The sequence below is a fragment of the Thioclava sp. L04-15 genome, assembly GCF_002020275.1.
GTDB lineage: Bacteria > Pseudomonadota > Alphaproteobacteria > Rhodobacterales > Rhodobacteraceae > Thioclava > Thioclava marina.
Genome location: NZ_MPZW01000004.1, coordinates 89,561 through 105,418, shown reverse-complemented (window position 1 = coordinate 105,418; position 15,858 = coordinate 89,561). Strand labels below are relative to the sequence as shown.

Genomic DNA, 15,858 nt, shown 5'->3' with positions numbered 1-15,858 from the left:
TGCTCGATCATGCCCGTTGAGTTCCTAAATGCAATAGCCATCCTATAGGCCGTCAACATTGTGAACGGAGCCCTCCCCCATGACCAAGATTCTCCGCATCGACAGCTCGATCAAAGGCGATGCGTCGATCAGCAAACGTCTCACGGACAAGATCGTCGACACCCTCGGCGGCGATGTCACCAGCCGCGACGCGACCAAGATCCCCGCCATCGACGGCGCGTGGATCGGCGCGGTCTACACCCCGGCCGACCAGCGCAGCGACGAGCAGAAAGCCCTGCTCACGCTCTCCGACGAGCTGATCGCGGAACTGAAAGCGGCCGATACCGTCGTGATCGGTTGCGGCGTCTATAACTTCGGCGTCACTGGCCCGCTGAAAGCATGGATCGACCAGATCTGCCGCGTCGGCGAAACCTTCCGCTACTCCGAAGCAGGCCCCGAAGGCCTCGCCGGCCCCAAGCGGGTGATCATCGCCTACTCGTCGGGCGGCGTCCCGGTCGGCTCGGCCTTCGATTTCGCGACCCCCTATATCAAGCAGGTGCTCGGTTTCATCGGCATCACCGACGTGACCGTGGTCGCGGCCGAGGGTGTGAACATCGACGAGGCGGCGGCGATCGCCAAGGCTGAAGAGCAGATCATTCATCTCGCAGCCTGATCCACGCCCCTTCCTCTTCCTCCCGACTGGCCCCGAGGTTGACTCCGCGGGGCCTTTGTCTTAATTCACGCGAGATTTCCCCGGAGGACGAATCCCTCCGGTCCCGGCATGCGGTCGGGATCGCCACCAGTCAGCGCGTTGCGCCCACTGGTGCGCTTGTCGTTTGTCCCGGCCCCAAACCTAGGAGGGTGGCCCATGTTCGAAAGTCTTTCCGAACGCCTTGGCGGCGTGTTCGACCGGCTGACCAAACAAGGCGCGCTCTCTGCCGAGGACGTGAAAACCGCATTGCGCGAAGTGCGCGTGGCGCTTCTCGAGGCCGACGTTTCGCTGCCCGTGGCACGCCAGTTCATCAAGGCGGTCGAAGGCAAGGCGACAGGCGCTTCCGTGACCAAATCGGTCACGCCGGGCCAGCAGGTCGTGAAGATCGTCCATGACGAACTGATCGCGATGCTCTCGGGCGACGGTCCGGCCGATGCGCTCAAGATCGACAACCCGCCCGCGCCGATCCTGATGGTCGGCCTTCAGGGCTCGGGCAAGACCACCACCACTGCGAAACTGGCCAAGCGCCTCAAGGACCGCGAAGGCAAGCGGGTGCTGATGGCCTCGCTCGACACCAACCGCCCGGCGGCGATGGAGCAGCTCGCGATCCTCGGCACGCAGATCGGCGTCGACACGCTGCCGATCGTGAAGGGCGAAAACGCGGTGCAGATCGCCAAGCGCGCCAAGCAACAGGCAACCTTCGGCGGTTATGACGTCTACATGCTCGACACCGCGGGCCGTCTGCATATCGACGAAGTGCTGATGGACGAGGTGCAGGCGGTGCGCGACGTGGCGCAGCCGCGTGAAACCCTGCTCGTGGTCGATGGCCTGACCGGTCAGGACGCCGTCAACGTCGCAACCGAGTTCGACGAGAAGGTCGGCGTCTCGGGCGTGGTGCTGACCCGGATGGATGGCGACGGCCGTGGCGGTGCGGCGCTCTCGATGCGCGCGGTCACCGGCAAGCCGATCCGCTTCGTCGGTCTGGGCGAGAAGATGGATGCGCTCGAGACCTTCGAGGCCGAGCGTATCGCGGGCCGCATCCTCGGCATGGGCGATATCGTCGCCCTGGTGGAGCGCGCGCAGGAAACGCTGGAGAAGGAACAGGCGGAGCGCATGGCCAAGCGTTTCCAGAAGGGCCTGTTCAACATGAACGACATGCGTGGCCAGCTCGAGCAGATGCTCAAGATGGGCGGCATGCAGGGCGTCATGGGCATGATGCCGGGCATGGCGAAATATGCCAAGCAGGCCGAAGAGGCGGGCCTCAACGACAAGACAATCCAGCACCAGATCGCGCTGATCAACTCGATGACCAAGCAGGAACGCGCCAACCCGCAGCTTCTGCAGGCGAGCCGCAAGAAGCGTATCGCTGCGGGTGCAGGCCTTGAGGTTTCCGAGCTCAACAAGCTGCTGAAGATGCACCGTCAGATGGCCGACTCGATGAAGAAGATGGCCAAGATGGGCAAGGGCGGCATGCTCAAGCAGGCGATGAAGATGATGGGCGGCAAGGGCGGCATGCCGGATCTGGCCAATATGGACCCTGCCGAGGTCGAGGCCGCGGCGAAGGCGATGGGCGGCAAGCTGCCCCCGGGCGGCCTTGGCGGTCTGGGCGGCGCGCTGCCGCCGGGCCTGTCGGGCTTCGGCAAGAAGAAGTGATCCGATGACCGTCGCGCTCTCCCCCACCCCGACCCTCGAGACCGAGCGTCTCGTGCTCCGCGCCCCGCAGGCGCGGGACTGGGAGGCATGGCGCGACTTCTATCTCTCCGAACGCGGCCACTGGTTCCGTCCGGTGAAGAACCCCACCCCCGAGGATGCGTGGCGCAGCTTCGCCGCGATCACCGGCCATTGGGTTCTGCGCGGCTGGGGCATGTTCATCATGACCGAGCGTGGCTCGGATCAGGGCTTCGGCGCGCTCGGTCCCTGGATGCCCGAGAGCTGGCCCGAGGCGGAAATCGCCTGGTCGGTCTGGTCGCAGGACGCCGAGGGCAAAGGCTATGTCGCCGAGGCCGCGCGCGCGGTGATCGCCCATGCGTTCGGGGACCTGAACTGGTCCACCGCCGTCAGCTATATCGACCCGAACAACACCCGCTCGGCCGCATTGGCCGAGCGTCTGGGCGCCCGCCCCGACCCGGGTGCCGCCCATCCGGGCGAGCCGCCGATCGTGGTCTGGCGCCACCCCCAACCGCAGGAGGCCATGGCATGAGCGACGCAACCATCCGTGCCGCAGAGCTTCTGAAGGAACATCGCGACAGCATCGACCGGCTCGATGCGGTCCTGATCTGGACGCTGGCCGAACGCTTTGCCCAGACCAAGGCCGTGGGCAAGCTCAAGGCCGAGCACGCGCTCCCGCCCTCCGATCCCGCGCGCGAAGAACAACAGATCGCGCGGCTCGAGAAACTGGCGCTCGATTCCGGCCTCGACCCGGAATTCGCCAAGAAATTCCTGAACTTCGTGATTTCGGAAGTTATCCGTCACCACGAGAAATTCCAGAAATGACGGGCCAGACGGCCCGCTCACCAGCCATCCAAAGGAGATAACTGTCATGGCTATGAAGATCCGCCTCGCCCGTGGGGGCTCCAAGAAGCGTCCGTTCTACTCGATCGTCGCCTCCGACTCGCGCATGCCGCGTGACGGCCGCTTCATCGAGAAGCTGGGCACCTACAACCCGCTGCTGCCGAAAGACAGCGAAGAGCGCGTGAAGATGAACATGGAGCGCGTGAAGTACTGGCTGAGCCAGGGCGCCCAGCCGACCGACCGTATCGCCCGCTTCCTCGAAGCCGCTGGCGAGATGGACAAGCAGGAACGCGCCAACATGAAGAAAGCCGTCCCGGGCAAGAAAGCTCAGGAACGCGCCGAAGAGAAGGCCGCGAAAGCTGCCGAGGCCGCCGAAGCGGCTGCCGCTCCGGCTGAGGCTGCCGCGGAAGAATAATCCGCCAGTACGGTGGATGGCTGGCGGGCCGGGCGCTTTTGCGTCCGGCCCCTGCCCCTTTCAGGACCGCCTTTCTCAGGATCAGGAGTATCGCATGACCCTTCCCGACCGTGTCTGTGTCGGCGCCATCGCCGGAGCGTTCGGTGTGCAGGGCGAGGTGCGCCTGAAAAGCTTCTGCGCCGAGCCCGAGGATATCGTGGATTACGCGCCGCTTTACACCGAGGATGGCAGCCGCAGTTTCGATGTTACGCTGACCCGCCCGCTCAAGAACGGGCTGGGCGTGCGCCTTTCGGGCGTCGCGACCAAGGAACAGGCCGATGCGCTGCGCGGCGTGACGCTCTGGACCGCGCGGGAGAACCTGCCCTCGCTGCCCGATGACGAATTCTATCACGCCGATCTGATCGGCCTCGAAGTGGTCGACACCGGAGGCGCAAGGCTCGGTACGGTGCGCGCGGTGCACAATCACGGCGCGGGTGACATCCTCGAGATCTTCGCCCCGGGCCGCAAGCAGGCACTGCTGCTTCCCTTCACCAAGGCCGCCGTGCCAACTGTCGACCTCGCCGCGGGCCGCATCGTCGCCGACCCGCCCGAGGAGATGCAATGACGCGGATCCTGCTGCATCTTGGCTTTCACAAATGCGCCACGAGCAGCGCGCAGGCTTTCCTGCACGAGAACCGCGAACGGATCTGGCCGACCTGTGCCCTCGCCCTGCCCTACCGGCTCCGCCCCATCGCCAACAAGGTGTTCTGGTATCGCTTCGAGCGCGACGAGGCGGCGCTGGCCGATCTGCACGCAAGCATGCGCGCCTTCATCAGAGATCTGAACCTCACGCCCAACCGCAATCTCATCCTGAGCAGCGAGAACCTGTTGGGACAGATGCCGCTGGGCACGCTCGACGAGCCCTACCCGATCGCGGTGCCGGTCGTGCGCGCATTGACCTCCGCTTTCGAGGCGATCGCCTGGCCCTGCGAATTGACTGTCTATTTCTCGACCCGCGCGCACGATGACTGGGTACGCAGTGTCTGGGGGCATCAGGCACGCAAGCGGCGCAACGTACGGATTACCGACGATCTGGAGACCTTCCGCGCCCGGCTCTCGAAGGTCAGCTTGCACGATCAGCTCGCCCGGATCCGCGCCGCACTTCCGGATCTGCATATCGTGAGCGAAGATATCGACGCGCTCGCGGGCGCCCCTTTCGGAGTGGCCCAGCCGTTTGTCGATTTTCTGCGTCTGCCGCCTGCGAAGCTTGCCGAATTCACCCCGCCGCCCCGCGCCAATCAGGGACCGGGGCTTGCGCTCGCCGAGCAGCTGATCGAGCTGAACCGAAGCGATCTGGATCCCGACGCGCTGCATGCGGCGAAGGACGCGCTGATCGGCGCGCATTTCGGCTCTGCTCAAGAGCTGGACGATGACGAGGAAGAGCAGGTTTCAAGATGAGTGACGACAAACCCACCGTCGCGACGAAATCCCACGGTCGGCTGAGCATTTCCGCCTCGCGCAAGCCGCGCACTCTGATGGAGGAACCCGCGCGGGTGAAGGGCGCGTGGACGGCGAAGATCGTCACCCTCTTTCCCGATGCCTTCCCCGGCACGCTGGGGCTGAGCCTTCTGGGCCGCGCGCGCGATCTGGGGCTCTGGGCGCTGGAAACCATCGACCTGCGCCCCTTCGGTATCGGCAAGCACCGCAATGTCGACGACACCCCCGCAGGCGGCGGCGCGGGCATGGTGCTGCGCGCCGACGTGGTGGGCGCGGCACTGAGCGAGGCCGCAATCGGCACACCCGAGGACCGCGCTCGCTGGCCGGTCATCTATCTCTCCCCGCGCGGCAAGCCCTTCGATCAGACGATGGCGCGCCGCTTCGCCGAGGCCGAGGGCATGACGCTTCTTTGCGGGCGGTTCGAGGGCGTGGACGAGCGCGTGCTGGAACATTTCGGCGTCGAGGAAGTCTCGATCGGCGATTTCGTCCTGACGGGGGGCGAAGTGGCCGCTCAGGTGCTGATCGACGCCACCGTGCGGCTGATCCCGGGCGTGTTGGGCAATGCCGAGAGCGCCGTGGAGGAAAGCCATTCCAGCGGCCTTCTGGAGCACCCCCAATACACCCGCCCCGCCGAATGGGAGGGCCGTGCTATCCCCGAAGTGCTGACCTCGGGCAACCACAAGAAGATCGAACAGTGGCGCCGCGAGATGAGCGAAAAGCTGACACAGGAGCGGCGGCCGGATCTGTGGGAGAGGCACGCAGCGAATAAAGAATAGGCGTTCCCAACTGCCGGTCCCGCGCTAAGATGACTTCAATTTCATCATAGGCAGTTCGCGATGTGGCTTTTTTACGACCTCGCGGACAACGCAGAGTTCGTTCATGAATTTCAAAAGTTGGAAGACCCAATTTATCTTTGAGGAGGCGTTTTCGATCGCTGTCACCGTTTTTGGCTATTTGATCGACTACAAGCTCTTTTTCTTTCTGGGGCTAATGAATATCTTCGGCATCGTGCCCAGACGCGCTTTCCTTCGGTTCATTCAAGAGGTGCAAGAGCGCACGGAAACTCCGACGACGACCCCAAACAAGACCGAGAAATAGCGCCGTCGCTTAAACCCCTCGAAATCGTCAAGCACACAAGGGCCGAGCCGCTACTTCCCCCTTGATCCACACCCCATTTCCCCTTAATACGCGCGGGTCCGGACCGGAATCGGCCCTCGGACCCTTCTGCTGTTGCCCGGCGATGCCTTCTTCGGCCCGCCATCAGGCCCGGCAAAGGGCGCAAAAGCGAAAGACGACCTGAACCCTCCCGCGGGCGCGACCCTGAAAAGGCGACCGGACCCGGCGAAGACGCGGAGCTCTGAGGCGGCGAAACCTTCACGGAAAAAACCGTGAGCATCGAAAGGAAAAGCGATGAACCTGATCGCACAGATCGAGGCGGAGCAGATCGCCAGCCTCGGCAAGACCATCCCGGATTTCAAAGCCGGCGACACCATCCGCGTTGGCTACAAAGTCACCGAAGGCACCCGTTCGCGCGTGCAGGCCTATGAAGGCGTCTGCATCGCCCGCAAGGGCGGCGACACGCTGGCGGCGTCGTTCACCGTGCGCAAGATCTCCTTCGGCGAAGGCGTGGAGCGTGTGTTCCCGCTCTACTCGACCAACATCGACTCGATCGAAGTGGTCCGCCGTGGCCGCGTGCGTCGCGCGAAGCTGTACTACCTGCGTTCGCGTCGCGGCAAGTCGGCCCGTATCGCCGAAGACACCACCTACAAACCCAAAGCCGACGCGTAAGGAGCGGGACTATGAAAGCGGAAATCCATCCCGACTACCACATGATCACCGTCAAGATGACCGACGGCACCGAGTACCAGACCCGTTCGACCTGGGGCAAGGAAGGCGACACGATGACGCTCGACATCGACCCGACCTCGCACCCGGCCTGGACCGGCGGTTCGTCGCGCCTGATGGACACCGGCGGCCGTGTGTCGAAGTTCAAGAACAAATATGCGGGTCTCGGCTTCTGAGCCTGAGCAGCATGACCGTTACGGAAAAGGGCGCCTTTCGGGGCGCCCTTTTTCATTGCGCGCCTTGCCGTGCGGTGCGCTGATCCCCGGCGCCTCAATGCCGCGCGGGCGCACGCCAGCATATACTGGTCGCGCCCCCTAGCCCTCCCCTCGATTCCCTAGTAAACCCGCGCCCAAACCGCTTACACGCAAGAGGGTCTTCATGGCGCGCCATCTCATCACCTCGGCCATTCCCTATATCAACGGCATCAAGCACCTCGGCAATCTCGTGGGCTCGCAGCTGCCGGCCGATCTCTTCGCCCGCTATCAGCGCGCGCGCGGCAACGAGGTGATGTTCATCTGCGCCACCGACGAGCACGGCACGCCCGCCGAACTGGCCGCCGCCAAGGCCGGCAAGCCGGTCGCCGACTACTGCGCCGAGATGCATGACGTTCAGGCGAAGATCGCGGAAGGCTTCCGCCTCAGCTTCGATCACTTCGGCCGCTCCTCGAGCCCACAGAACCATCGCCTGACGCAGCATTTCGCGGTGAAACTGGCCGAGGCCGGTCTGATCCGCGAAGTCTCCGAGAAACAGATGTATTCCAAGGCCGATGGCCGCTTCCTGCCCGATCGCTATATCGAGGGCACCTGCCCGAATTGCGGCTTCGAGAGCGCGCGCGGCGATCAGTGCGACAACTGTACCAAGCAGCTTGACCCGGTGGATCTGATCAACCCCCATTCGGTGATTTCCGGCTCGACCGACCTAGAGATGCGCGAGACCAAGCACCTGTTCCTGCGCCAGTCCGCGATGAAGGACCAGCTCGACGCCTGGATCGATAGCAAGACCGACTGGCCGGTGCTGACGACCTCGATCGCGAAGAAATGGCTACATGACGGCGACGGGTTGCAGGATCGCGGCATCACCCGCGATCTCAGCTGGGGCGTCCCCGCCCAGTTCGAAGGCGCGCCGTGGGAGGGCATGGAAGGCAAGGTCTTCTACGTCTGGTTCGACGCCCCCATCGAATATATCGGCGCGACACAGGAGTGGTCGGCCGAGACCGGCGGCGACTGGGAGCGCTGGTGGCGCACCGACAAGGGCGCCGACGACGTGACCTACACCCAGTTCATGGGCAAGGATAACGTCCCCTTCCACACGCTCGGCTTCCCGACCACGATCCTCGGCTCGGGCGAGCCTTGGAAGCTCGTCGATTACATCAAATCGTTCAACTACCTGAACTACGATGGCGGGCAGTTCTCGACCTCGCGCGGGCGCGGCGTCTTCATGGATCAGGCGCTGGAAATCCTGCCCGCCGATTACTGGCGCTGGTGGCTTCTGAGCCACGCGCCCGAGAGCGCGGATGCAGAATTCACCTGGGAAAATTTCCAGACCTCGGTGAACAAGGACCTTGCCGACGTGCTGGGCAATTTCGTCAGCCGGATCACCAAGTTCACCCGCTCGAAATTCGGCGAGGCGATCCCCGAGGGCGGTGCTTGGGGCGATCAGGAGGCGGCGCTCATCGAAGAGCTGACCACCCGCATCCGCGCCTACGAGGCGCATATGGAAGAAAAAGACATCCGCAAGGCCGCGGGCGAGCTGCGCGCGATCTGGGTGGCGGGCAATGAGTACCTGCAAGCCGCGGCCCCTTGGTCGGTCTTCAAGACCGATCCCGATCAGGCCGCCGCCATCGCGCGGCTCGCGTTGAACCTGATCCCGCTCTACGCGGTCCTTTCGGCACCGTTCATCCCCGATGCGGCCGATGTGATGCTGGGCGCGATGCAGACCGAGGATCGCAGCTGGCCCGAGGATGTGAAAGCCGCGCTCACCGCGCTACCTGCAGGTCATGCCTTCACCACGCCGGAGGTGCTCTTCCGCAAGATTTCGGATGAGGAGCGCGAGGCCTGGCAGGAGCGCTTTGCCGGCACGCGGGACTGAGCCACAAGAGGGGGCGCTGCCCCCTCTGGCCTTCGGCCATTCACCCCCGAGATATTTGGGTCAAGAAGAAGGGTCAGATTCTTTTAACCAGAATCGGGCAAGGATGGCTGTGCGGTACAGGCGGAGACGCCGATGACCGCTCAAGGAGAAACGCCCGGCCTGCTGCCCGACGAGGGCTCGAGCCGGGCGAATTTGCTTCTTCTTGATAAAAATATCTCGGGGGTGAGGCGCCAAGGCGCCGAGGGGGCAGCGCCCCCTTAGCCCACATCCGTCCGGCCCCGCCGGTCGGATCGGAGATTGGAATACAAGACGTGATTGCGCCAACGTCCATTGATCTGAAGATAACTCTGCGCGACCCCTTCGTACTTGAAGCCCGATTTCTCCAGGACGCCGCGCGAAGGGCCGTTCTCGGGCAGGCAGGCCGCTTCGATCCGGCTCAGGTCGAGTTTCGTGAAGGCGTGATGCACGAGCGCCTCGATCGCCTCGCGCATGTAACCCTGCCGCGCGTAGCGTTGCCCGATCCAATATCCGAGCGTGCCTGATTGCGCGGGTCCGCGCCGGATGTTGTCCAGCGTGATCGCCCCGAGCAACTTGTCATCGGCGCGCGAGATCAGAAAGACCGGAAGGGCCGTGCCGCTGGCGATCGCGCGCGCCGCCCAATAGACCCGGTTGGAGAACGCCTTCCGACTGAGATGGTCGGGCGACCAGCTTGGCTCCCATGGGAGCAGGAAGGTCCGGCTCTCCTCGCGCAGGCTTGCCCAAGGTCGGTAGTCGCCATGCTGCGGCGGGCGCAGAACCATCCGCTCCGTATCGATCCGAAGCTGACGACGGCGCGCGAACATCAGGCGGCAAGCCTCTCGCGCAACTCCCCGAGTTCGGGCGCGTCCTTCACCGGGCCGTAAAGCGCCAGTGCCGCGCGCCCGCCAGTCGCGAGCCGTTCGGCGAAATCGCGCACCGCGTCGCGGGTCACGCCGTCGATTCGGGCGGAGGCCTCGTCGATGCCCGGCACACGGCCCCAGATATTGAGGCTGCGCGCCATGCGCTCGGCCCGAGCAGAGGCGCTTTCCAACCCCATCAGAAGGCCTGCCTTGATCTGGGCGCGGGCGCGGGCGATCTCGGCCTCGCTCATGTCTTCTGCCGCGCGCTTGAGTTCGTCCACGGTCAGTTCGGCCAGCCCGCGGATCTCTTCTCCGGATGTGCCCGCATAGATGGTGAACATACCCGTGTCTTCATAGGCGCCTGCCTGCGAGAAGATCGTGTAGCACAGCCCGCGTTCTTCGCGGATCTTCTGGAACAGGCGCGAGGACATGCCCCCGCCCATCGCGGTCGAATAGACCTGCGCGGTGTAGAGATCTGCGTCGCGATAGCTCGGCCCCTCGATGCCAAGCGCGAAATGCGCCTGTTCGAGCTGCTTGATCTCGCGGCGTTCATTGCCCGTCCAGCTGGCGGGATGCGGCGCGGGGTTCAGCGCGGGGCGCAGGTCACCGAAGATATCCTCGGCGCGCTTGACGATTTCGGCGTGGTCGACTGCTCCGGCCGCCGAAAGGATCATCTGATCGGGACCGTAATGTTCGGCCACGAAGCGCGAAAGATCTTCACGCGCGAAGGCACGCACGCGCTCTGCCGGGCCAAGGATGGTGCGGCCCATCGGCTGATCCGGGTAGGCCGCCTCTTGCAGCCAGTCGAAGATCACGTCGTCGGGCGTGTCGAGCGATTGGCCGATTTCTTGCAGGATCACGCCACGCTCGACCTCGATCTCGCGCTGGTCGAAGACCGGGTTCAGCAGGATATCCGAGATCACGTCGAGAGCGAGCGGCACATCCTCGGCCAGCACGCGGGCGTAATAGGCGGTCATCTCGCGCGAGGTATAGGCGTTGATATAGCCGCCCACATCCTCGACCGCCTCGGCGATCTGCAGCGCGGAGCGGGTCTTCGTGCCCTTGAACGCCATATGTTCGAGGAAATGCGCGATGCCGTTCTGCTCGGGGCGCTCATGGCGGCCACCGGCCGTCACCCAGATCCCGATCGAGGCCGAGGCAAGGCCCGGCATCTTCTCGGTGATGATGCGCAGGCCGTTCTTCAGGGTCGTGAATTCGATCATTTGCGGCGACGCTCCCGGATCAGCGCTTCGAGCGCGTCGAGATCGTTGGGCACGCGGGTCACACGCTCGTCGCGGGTGAACAGATCGGCCATGCGCGGCGGCAGGCCGGGGCGGATGCCCGTCGCCTCTTCCACCGCATCGGGGAATTTCGCCGGATGCGCGGTGGCGAGCGTGATCATCGGCGTGGCCGGATCGCGGGCGACGGCCTGCTTGCCCACGTTCACGCCCACGGCCGAATGCGGGCAGAGCAACTCTCCAGTCTCCTTCAGCGTGTCGCCGATCTCTTCGAGCGTGCGCGCCTCGCCGACCGAACCGCTGTCATAGATGTCGCGCAGCGCGCCGATGGCGTTTTCCGAGACGGTGAAGGAGCCCTCGGTCTTCAGCTCCTCCATCAGCTTCTCGATCGCGGCCCCGTCCTTGCCATAGGCCCAGAACAGTGCGCGTTCGAAGTTCGAGCTCACCTCGATATCCATCGAGGGCGAGATCGAGGGCGTCACGCCCTGCTTGGTGTAATCACCCTTCGAGAGGCAGCGATGCAGAATGTCGTTCTGGTTCGTCGCGATCACCAGACGCTCGATCGGCAGGCCCATTTCCTTCGCAAGGAAGCCCGCGAAGATATCCCCGAAATTGCCGGTCGGCACGGTGAAGGAGACCTTGCGATGCGGCGCGCCAAGTGCCACGGCGGCCGAGAAATAATAGACTATCTGCGCCAGCACGCGGGCGAAGTTGATCGAGTTCACGCCCGCAAGGCCAACCTCGTCGCGGAAGGTGAAATCGTTGAACATGTCCTTCAGCTTGCCCTGGCAATCGTCGAAATCACCGTCGAGCGCGAGCGCGTGAACATTGCCTTCGACCGGGGTCGTCATCTGGCGGCGCTGCACCTCGGACACCCGGCCATGCGGGAAGAGGATGAACACGTCCACATTGTCGAGCCCGCGGAAGGCCTCGATCGCGGCCGAGCCGGTATCGCCCGAAGTGGCGCCGACGATGGTGATCTTCTGGTTGCGCTTCTCCAGTTCGATCTGGAAGAGCTGGCCGATCACCTGCATCGCGAAATCCTTGAACGCGAGGGTGGGGCCGTGGAACAGCTCCAGCAGGAAGTGGTTCGGCGCAAGCTGCACCATCGGCGCGCGGGCGACATGGCCGAAGCCTGCGTAGGCGCGGGTGATAGCGCCGCGCAGTTCCTCGTCCGAGAAGGTCTCGGAGACGAAGGGCTTCATCACGCGGAAGGCCGTCTCTTCATACGAGAGCCCGGCAAGCGCCGCGATCTCGCCTTCGGAGAACTGCGGCACGGTCTCGGGCACGTAAAGCCCGCCATCGCGGGCAAGCCCCGTGAGCATCGCGTCGCCGAAATTCAGAACCGGGGCTTTTCCCCGCGTGGAAACATAACGCATCGTCAATCCTTCAGGCCGATTGCCGCCTGATACGCCAGAGAAGAAAGATTGTCATCCCGGCCCAGACGATTGCGAGCAAAAACCAGGTGATTGCGTATTGCTTGTGATCGTTGGGAATGCCGGTGATCGTGATCGGCTGCGGCGCGATGCCCTGAGTGTCGCCCTCGACACGGGCCGCGACGACGAGCACCGGCTCGGTCCCGAGCCTGACGGCCATCGCGGGCACGTCACGGGCAAACCAGAGCCCGGTCTTTTCGTCGGGCTTGGGCGTGTAGCTGTCGGTCTCTTCGGGCCAGTGGAGATTACCCGTGATCGTGAGGTCGACCGCCAGACGGGACACGCCCTTGTCAGCCTCGCGCAGGAAGCCCCGGTCGAGCAGAATGCGGCGTCCGGCGTCGGTTTCGAAAGCGTCGATCACGCGGTAGCCTGCCCCGATGCCCTTCTGCCCCGAAAGCACGAGGATCTCCTGGCCCGTCGTGCGCCCGCTCACCGTCACCGGCTGGTATTTCAGCGGTTTGGTGTCAGTGCCTTCTGGCGGCAGTTCCTGCGGCGCACCGCCGATCTTGGCGGAGATCTCGGCCAGCATTGCCTCTTTCCATTGCAGCCGTTGCAACTGCCAGACCCCGAGCGAGATCAGGATCGCACAGCCGACGATGCCGAGCAGAAATGGAAAGATGTAGCGTTTCATCGGTCCTCCAAGCGAACGGCGCGAGGGTCGCCCCCCGCGCCGCCATGCGCGTTTCCTCGCACGAGGGTCAGGGGCGCTTACGCACCGCCCCAGATATAGATCGACGCGAAGAGGAAGAGCCAGACCACGTCGACGAAGTGCCAGTACCAGGCGGCGGCTTCGAAGCCGACATGTTCGTTCTGGGTCATCTGGCCCTTGATGATGCGGATCAGGCAGACCAGCAGGAAGATCGTGCCGATGATCACATGCAGACCGTGGAAACCCGTCGCCATGAAGAAGTTCGCGCCGTAGATATTGCCAGAGAGGCCAAAGGCCGCGTGGCTGTATTCATAGGCCTGAAGCACGGTGAAGGAGGCACCGAGCAGCACGGTCAGGATCAGACCCTGCTTGACCTGCTTGCGGTCGTTCTCGTGCACGAGCGCGTGGTGCGCCCAGGTCAGCGTTACGCCCGAGAGCAGCAGGATCACCGTGTTGATCAGCGGCAGGTGCCACGGATCGAAGGTCTGGATGCCCGCGGGGGGCCAGACGCCATCCTGAAGGGGGCTCATCGGGCCCATCGGATACATGGCGTGCTTGAAGAAGCTCCAGAACCAGGCCGCGAAGAACATCACTTCGGACATGATGAAGAGGATGAAGCCGTAGCGCAGGCCGATCCGCACCACCGGCGTGTGATCGCCGACCTCGCCCTCGTGGACCACGTCGGACCACCAGCCATACATCGTGTAGAGCACGATGAGCAGGCCCGCGAAGAACATGTAATGGGTGATGTCCCGCATCCACAGGACTGCCCCGAAGAGCATGACGAACCCGCCCACCGCGCCGAGGAACGGCCAGATCGAGGGTGGAAGGATATGGTAGTCGTGGTTCTTTGCGTGCGCCATGCGTCTCCCTCCGATGGCTTAGTTGACCGTCTCCGCCGCTTTCGGGCGGACCGAGGCAGTTTTCTCGGGAAGGTCGGTTTCGTAGAAAGTGTAACTCAACGTGATCGAGTGGATCCGCTTCGCATCCGCATCCTCGACGATCTCGGGATCGACGAAGAAGCTCACCGGCATCTGAACCCTCTCCCCGGGTTGCAGCACCTGTTCGGTGAAGCAGAAACACTGAATCTTGTCGAAATAGTAGCCCGCCACATCGGGCGAGACATTGTAGCTCGCCGTCCCGGCGATGGGCCGGTCAGTCGGGTTGTAGGCCTCGTAGAAGGCAAGCCCGTTCTGACCGATCTTGAGCTTCATCTCGGTCTGCACGGGCTTGAACTCCCAAGGCATGCCGCGCGAGACATTGGCGTCGAAACGGACCGTGATCTCGCGGTCGAGCACGTGATCGGGAAGCTTCTCGGCCACGTTGGTCGTGCCGCCGTACCCCGTCGTCTTGCAAAACCAGTTGTAGAACGGAACTGCCGCCCAGGCACCCGCCCCCATCACGACGATCACCGCGAGCAGCATCAGCAGCACGCGGGTGTTCGACTTGTTCGGGGCGACGGGCTCGTTCACTTCTGCGCTCCCTCCGCCGGAAGCAGCGAGGTGCGCGGCTGGTGGTCGTAAGCCTCCATCGTCGAGCCACGCTCGACCTTGACCACGGTCAGGCCGAAGACGATGGCCACGAACCCGAGAAGCACCACGCCCAGCCCCGCATTGCGCGAGAACCGGCGGGTATGAAGATCACTGTCCCGGGTGATTGCCATCGCTTACCAGACTCCCAAACCGATATGGCTCAGCCCCTCTTCGGCCAGCAAGGCTGCGAAATGCGCGAAGAGATAGACGAGCGAGAAATAGAAGAACCGCTTTTCAACGGCGTATTTGTCGGCCTCGGCCTGAACCTCGGTCCGGCCGTGGATCTCGATCGCGCCCTTGATGAAGAGCGCGTTCATCACGATCGCGGTCGCGAGATAGAGCGGCCCGCCGATCGAGGTGAAGCCGGTCCCGACCGCAAGCGGCGCGAGGATCAGCGTGTAGACGAGGATGTTCTTGCGGGTGTGCTCGCGACCATGGGTGACCGTGAGCATCGGCACTTTCGCCTCGTGGTAGTCCGACTTCATGAACAGCGCGAGCGACCAGAAATGCGGCGGCGTCCAGAGGAACACGAGCAGGAACATGGCGATCGATTCGATCGAGATGCCACCCGTCGCCACCGCCCAGCCGATCATCGGCGGGAAGGCGCCCGCCGCGCCGCCGATCACGATGTTCTGCGGCGTCGCGCGCTTCAGCCACATCGTATAGATCACCACGTAGAAGAAGATGGTGAAGGCAAGGAACAGGCCCGAGAAGATATTCGTGGCCAGAGCCAGCATCACGCATGAGATACCCGAGAGCGCCAGGCCGAAGCCAAGCGCCTCGCGCTCGCTCACCTTTCCTGCGGGGATCGGGCGCGAGCGGGTGCGGCGCATGATCCGGTCGATATCGGCGTCATACCACATGTTGAGCGCACCCGACGCCCCCCCGCCCAGAGCGATGAACAGGATCGCCACGAACCCCACGAAAGGGTGAACGGGATTGGGCGCGACCACGAGCCCCACGAAGGCCGTGAACACCACGAGCGACATCACCCTCGGCTTCAGAAGCGCGATGTAATCGCTGAAGCGCGCCTCGTTGTCCTGTTGCTGGATATAGCTGATATCGCTCATGAAATTGTCCCTCGGGTGTCTCGCGCTGG

General features: G+C 63.9%; 20 protein-coding genes. 12 read left to right on the top strand and 8 right to left on the bottom strand.

The genetic code is table 11. The features are described 5' to 3' along the window. Positions 1–79 precede the first annotated feature (79 nt). From BMI90_RS10675 to metG, 12 genes are all read left to right on the top strand, one after another. Positions 80–652, top strand: coding sequence for an NAD(P)H-dependent oxidoreductase (locus BMI90_RS10675; protein WP_078529221.1), 573 nt, complete (start codon positions 80–82; stop codon positions 650–652). A gap of 195 nt (positions 653–847) precedes the next feature. Then, a complete protein-coding gene (ffh, locus tag BMI90_RS10670; protein ID WP_078529219.1) occupies positions 848–2,344 on the top strand; it encodes a signal recognition particle protein in 1,497 nt (498 codons plus the stop codon). Between the two features lie 4 nt (positions 2,345–2,348). Further along, a complete protein-coding gene (locus tag BMI90_RS10665; RefSeq protein ID WP_078529217.1) occupies positions 2,349–2,891 on the top strand; it encodes a GNAT family N-acetyltransferase in 543 nt (180 codons plus the stop codon). Then, entirely contained in the window at positions 2,888–3,184 is a 297-nt protein-coding gene (locus tag BMI90_RS10660; protein ID WP_078529215.1) for a chorismate mutase, read from the top strand. Before BMI90_RS10665 ends, BMI90_RS10660 begins: the two co-directional genes overlap by 4 nt. A 46-nt stretch (positions 3,185–3,230) precedes the next feature. Further along, positions 3,231–3,617 (top strand): 30S ribosomal protein S16, encoded by a 387-nt coding sequence (rpsP, locus tag BMI90_RS10655; RefSeq protein ID WP_078529214.1) that lies wholly within the window; start codon positions 3,231–3,233, stop codon positions 3,615–3,617. A gap of 94 nt (positions 3,618–3,711) precedes the next feature. After that, entirely contained in the window at positions 3,712–4,221 is a 510-nt protein-coding gene (gene rimM / locus BMI90_RS10650; protein WP_078529212.1) for a ribosome maturation factor RimM, read from the top strand. Next, a complete protein-coding gene (locus BMI90_RS10645) occupies positions 4,218–5,054 on the top strand; it encodes a hypothetical protein (protein WP_078529210.1) in 837 nt (278 codons plus the stop codon). Before rimM ends, BMI90_RS10645 begins: the two co-directional genes overlap by 4 nt. Next, positions 5,051–5,869, top strand: coding sequence for a tRNA (guanosine(37)-N1)-methyltransferase TrmD (trmD, locus tag BMI90_RS10640; protein WP_078529208.1), 819 nt, complete (start codon positions 5,051–5,053; stop codon positions 5,867–5,869). Before BMI90_RS10645 ends, trmD begins: the two co-directional genes overlap by 4 nt. 103 nt (positions 5,870–5,972) lie before the next feature. Continuing rightward, positions 5,973–6,191 (top strand): hypothetical protein, encoded by a 219-nt coding sequence (locus tag BMI90_RS10635; RefSeq protein ID WP_078529206.1) that lies wholly within the window; start codon positions 5,973–5,975, stop codon positions 6,189–6,191. A gap of 312 nt (positions 6,192–6,503) precedes the next feature. Beyond that, entirely contained in the window at positions 6,504–6,881 is a 378-nt protein-coding gene (rplS, locus tag BMI90_RS10630; RefSeq protein ID WP_038074852.1) for a 50S ribosomal protein L19, read from the top strand. Positions 6,882–6,892: 11 nt separating this feature from the next. Then, positions 6,893–7,114, top strand: a complete 222-nt coding sequence (gene rpmE, locus BMI90_RS10625) for a 50S ribosomal protein L31 (RefSeq protein ID WP_038074857.1) — start codon at positions 6,893–6,895, stop codon at positions 7,112–7,114. A gap of 202 nt (positions 7,115–7,316) precedes the next feature. Next, positions 7,317–9,026: a methionine--tRNA ligase gene (gene metG, locus BMI90_RS10620; protein WP_078529204.1), complete on the top strand. Its 1,710-nt coding sequence runs from the start codon at positions 7,317–7,319 to the stop codon at positions 9,024–9,026. 257 nt (positions 9,027–9,283) lie between these two features. Here metG and BMI90_RS10615 read toward each other — a convergent pair whose 3' ends face one another. The 8 genes from BMI90_RS10615 to cyoE all read right to left on the bottom strand — a co-directional run bounded on the left by BMI90_RS10615 (position 9,284) and on the right by cyoE (position 15,829). Further along, positions 9,284–9,868, bottom strand: a complete 585-nt coding sequence (locus BMI90_RS10615; RefSeq protein WP_078529202.1) for a GNAT family protein — start codon at positions 9,866–9,868, stop codon at positions 9,284–9,286. Beyond that, positions 9,868–11,127, bottom strand: a complete 1,260-nt coding sequence (locus BMI90_RS10610; protein WP_078529200.1) for a pitrilysin family protein — start codon at positions 11,125–11,127, stop codon at positions 9,868–9,870. Before BMI90_RS10610 ends, BMI90_RS10615 begins: the two co-directional genes overlap by 1 nt. Further along, positions 11,124–12,521: a threonine synthase gene (gene thrC, locus BMI90_RS10605; RefSeq protein ID WP_078529198.1), complete on the bottom strand. Its 1,398-nt coding sequence runs from the start codon at positions 12,519–12,521 to the stop codon at positions 11,124–11,126. The genes BMI90_RS10610 and thrC overlap by 4 nt, the downstream gene beginning before the upstream one ends. A 10-nt stretch (positions 12,522–12,531) precedes the next feature. Further along, positions 12,532–13,209: an SURF1 family protein gene (locus tag BMI90_RS10600; RefSeq protein ID WP_078529196.1), complete on the bottom strand. Its 678-nt coding sequence runs from the start codon at positions 13,207–13,209 to the stop codon at positions 12,532–12,534. Between the two features lie 77 nt (positions 13,210–13,286). Further along, positions 13,287–14,090: a cytochrome c oxidase subunit 3 gene (locus tag BMI90_RS10595; protein ID WP_078529194.1), complete on the bottom strand. Its 804-nt coding sequence runs from the start codon at positions 14,088–14,090 to the stop codon at positions 13,287–13,289. 18 nt (positions 14,091–14,108) lie between these two features. Next, entirely contained in the window at positions 14,109–14,699 is a 591-nt protein-coding gene (locus tag BMI90_RS10590) for a cytochrome c oxidase assembly protein (RefSeq protein WP_281251068.1), read from the bottom strand. Beyond that, positions 14,696–14,890, bottom strand: coding sequence for a hypothetical protein (locus BMI90_RS10585; RefSeq protein WP_078529192.1), 195 nt, complete (start codon positions 14,888–14,890; stop codon positions 14,696–14,698). Before BMI90_RS10585 ends, BMI90_RS10590 begins: the two co-directional genes overlap by 4 nt. A gap of 3 nt (positions 14,891–14,893) precedes the next feature. Continuing rightward, the gene (cyoE, locus tag BMI90_RS10580; RefSeq protein WP_078529191.1) at positions 14,894–15,829 is read right to left on the bottom strand and encodes a heme o synthase; all 936 of its coding nucleotides are present in this window, start codon (positions 15,827–15,829) and stop codon (positions 14,894–14,896) included. Positions 15,830–15,858 lie beyond the last annotated feature (29 nt).

Bases quoted from the DNA above. Each gene is read 5' to 3' on its own strand.
- BMI90_RS10675 (WP_078529221.1), top strand. From the start codon at position 80: ATGACCAAGATTCTCCGCATCGACAGCTCGATCAAAGGCGATGCGTCG.
- ffh (WP_078529219.1), top strand. From the start codon at position 848: ATGTTCGAAAGTCTTTCCGAACGCCTTGGCGGCGTGTTCGACCGGCTG.
- BMI90_RS10665 (WP_078529217.1), top strand. From the start codon at position 2,349: ATGACCGTCGCGCTCTCCCCCACCCCGACCCTCGAGACCGAGCGTCTC.
- BMI90_RS10660 (WP_078529215.1), top strand. From the start codon at position 2,888: ATGAGCGACGCAACCATCCGTGCCGCAGAGCTTCTGAAGGAACATCGC.
- rpsP (WP_078529214.1), top strand. From the start codon at position 3,231: ATGGCTATGAAGATCCGCCTCGCCCGTGGGGGCTCCAAGAAGCGTCCG.
- rimM (WP_078529212.1), top strand. From the start codon at position 3,712: ATGACCCTTCCCGACCGTGTCTGTGTCGGCGCCATCGCCGGAGCGTTC.
- BMI90_RS10645 (WP_078529210.1), top strand. From the start codon at position 4,218: ATGACGCGGATCCTGCTGCATCTTGGCTTTCACAAATGCGCCACGAGC.
- trmD (WP_078529208.1), top strand. From the start codon at position 5,051: ATGAGTGACGACAAACCCACCGTCGCGACGAAATCCCACGGTCGGCTG.
- BMI90_RS10635 (WP_078529206.1), top strand. From the start codon at position 5,973: ATGAATTTCAAAAGTTGGAAGACCCAATTTATCTTTGAGGAGGCGTTT.
- rplS (WP_038074852.1), top strand. From the start codon at position 6,504: ATGAACCTGATCGCACAGATCGAGGCGGAGCAGATCGCCAGCCTCGGC.
- rpmE (WP_038074857.1), top strand. From the start codon at position 6,893: ATGAAAGCGGAAATCCATCCCGACTACCACATGATCACCGTCAAGATG.
- metG (WP_078529204.1), top strand. From the start codon at position 7,317: ATGGCGCGCCATCTCATCACCTCGGCCATTCCCTATATCAACGGCATC.
- BMI90_RS10615 (WP_078529202.1), bottom strand. From the start codon at position 9,868: ATGTTCGCGCGCCGTCGTCAGCTTCGGATCGATACGGAGCGGATGGTT.
- BMI90_RS10610 (WP_078529200.1), bottom strand. From the start codon at position 11,127: ATGATCGAATTCACGACCCTGAAGAACGGCCTGCGCATCATCACCGAG.
- thrC (WP_078529198.1), bottom strand. From the start codon at position 12,521: ATGCGTTATGTTTCCACGCGGGGAAAAGCCCCGGTTCTGAATTTCGGC.
- BMI90_RS10600 (WP_078529196.1), bottom strand. From the start codon at position 13,209: ATGAAACGCTACATCTTTCCATTTCTGCTCGGCATCGTCGGCTGTGCG.
- BMI90_RS10595 (WP_078529194.1), bottom strand. From the start codon at position 14,090: ATGGCGCACGCAAAGAACCACGACTACCATATCCTTCCACCCTCGATC.
- BMI90_RS10585 (WP_078529192.1), bottom strand. From the start codon at position 14,890: ATGGCAATCACCCGGGACAGTGATCTTCATACCCGCCGGTTCTCGCGC.
- cyoE (WP_078529191.1), bottom strand. From the start codon at position 15,829: ATGAGCGATATCAGCTATATCCAGCAACAGGACAACGAGGCGCGCTTC.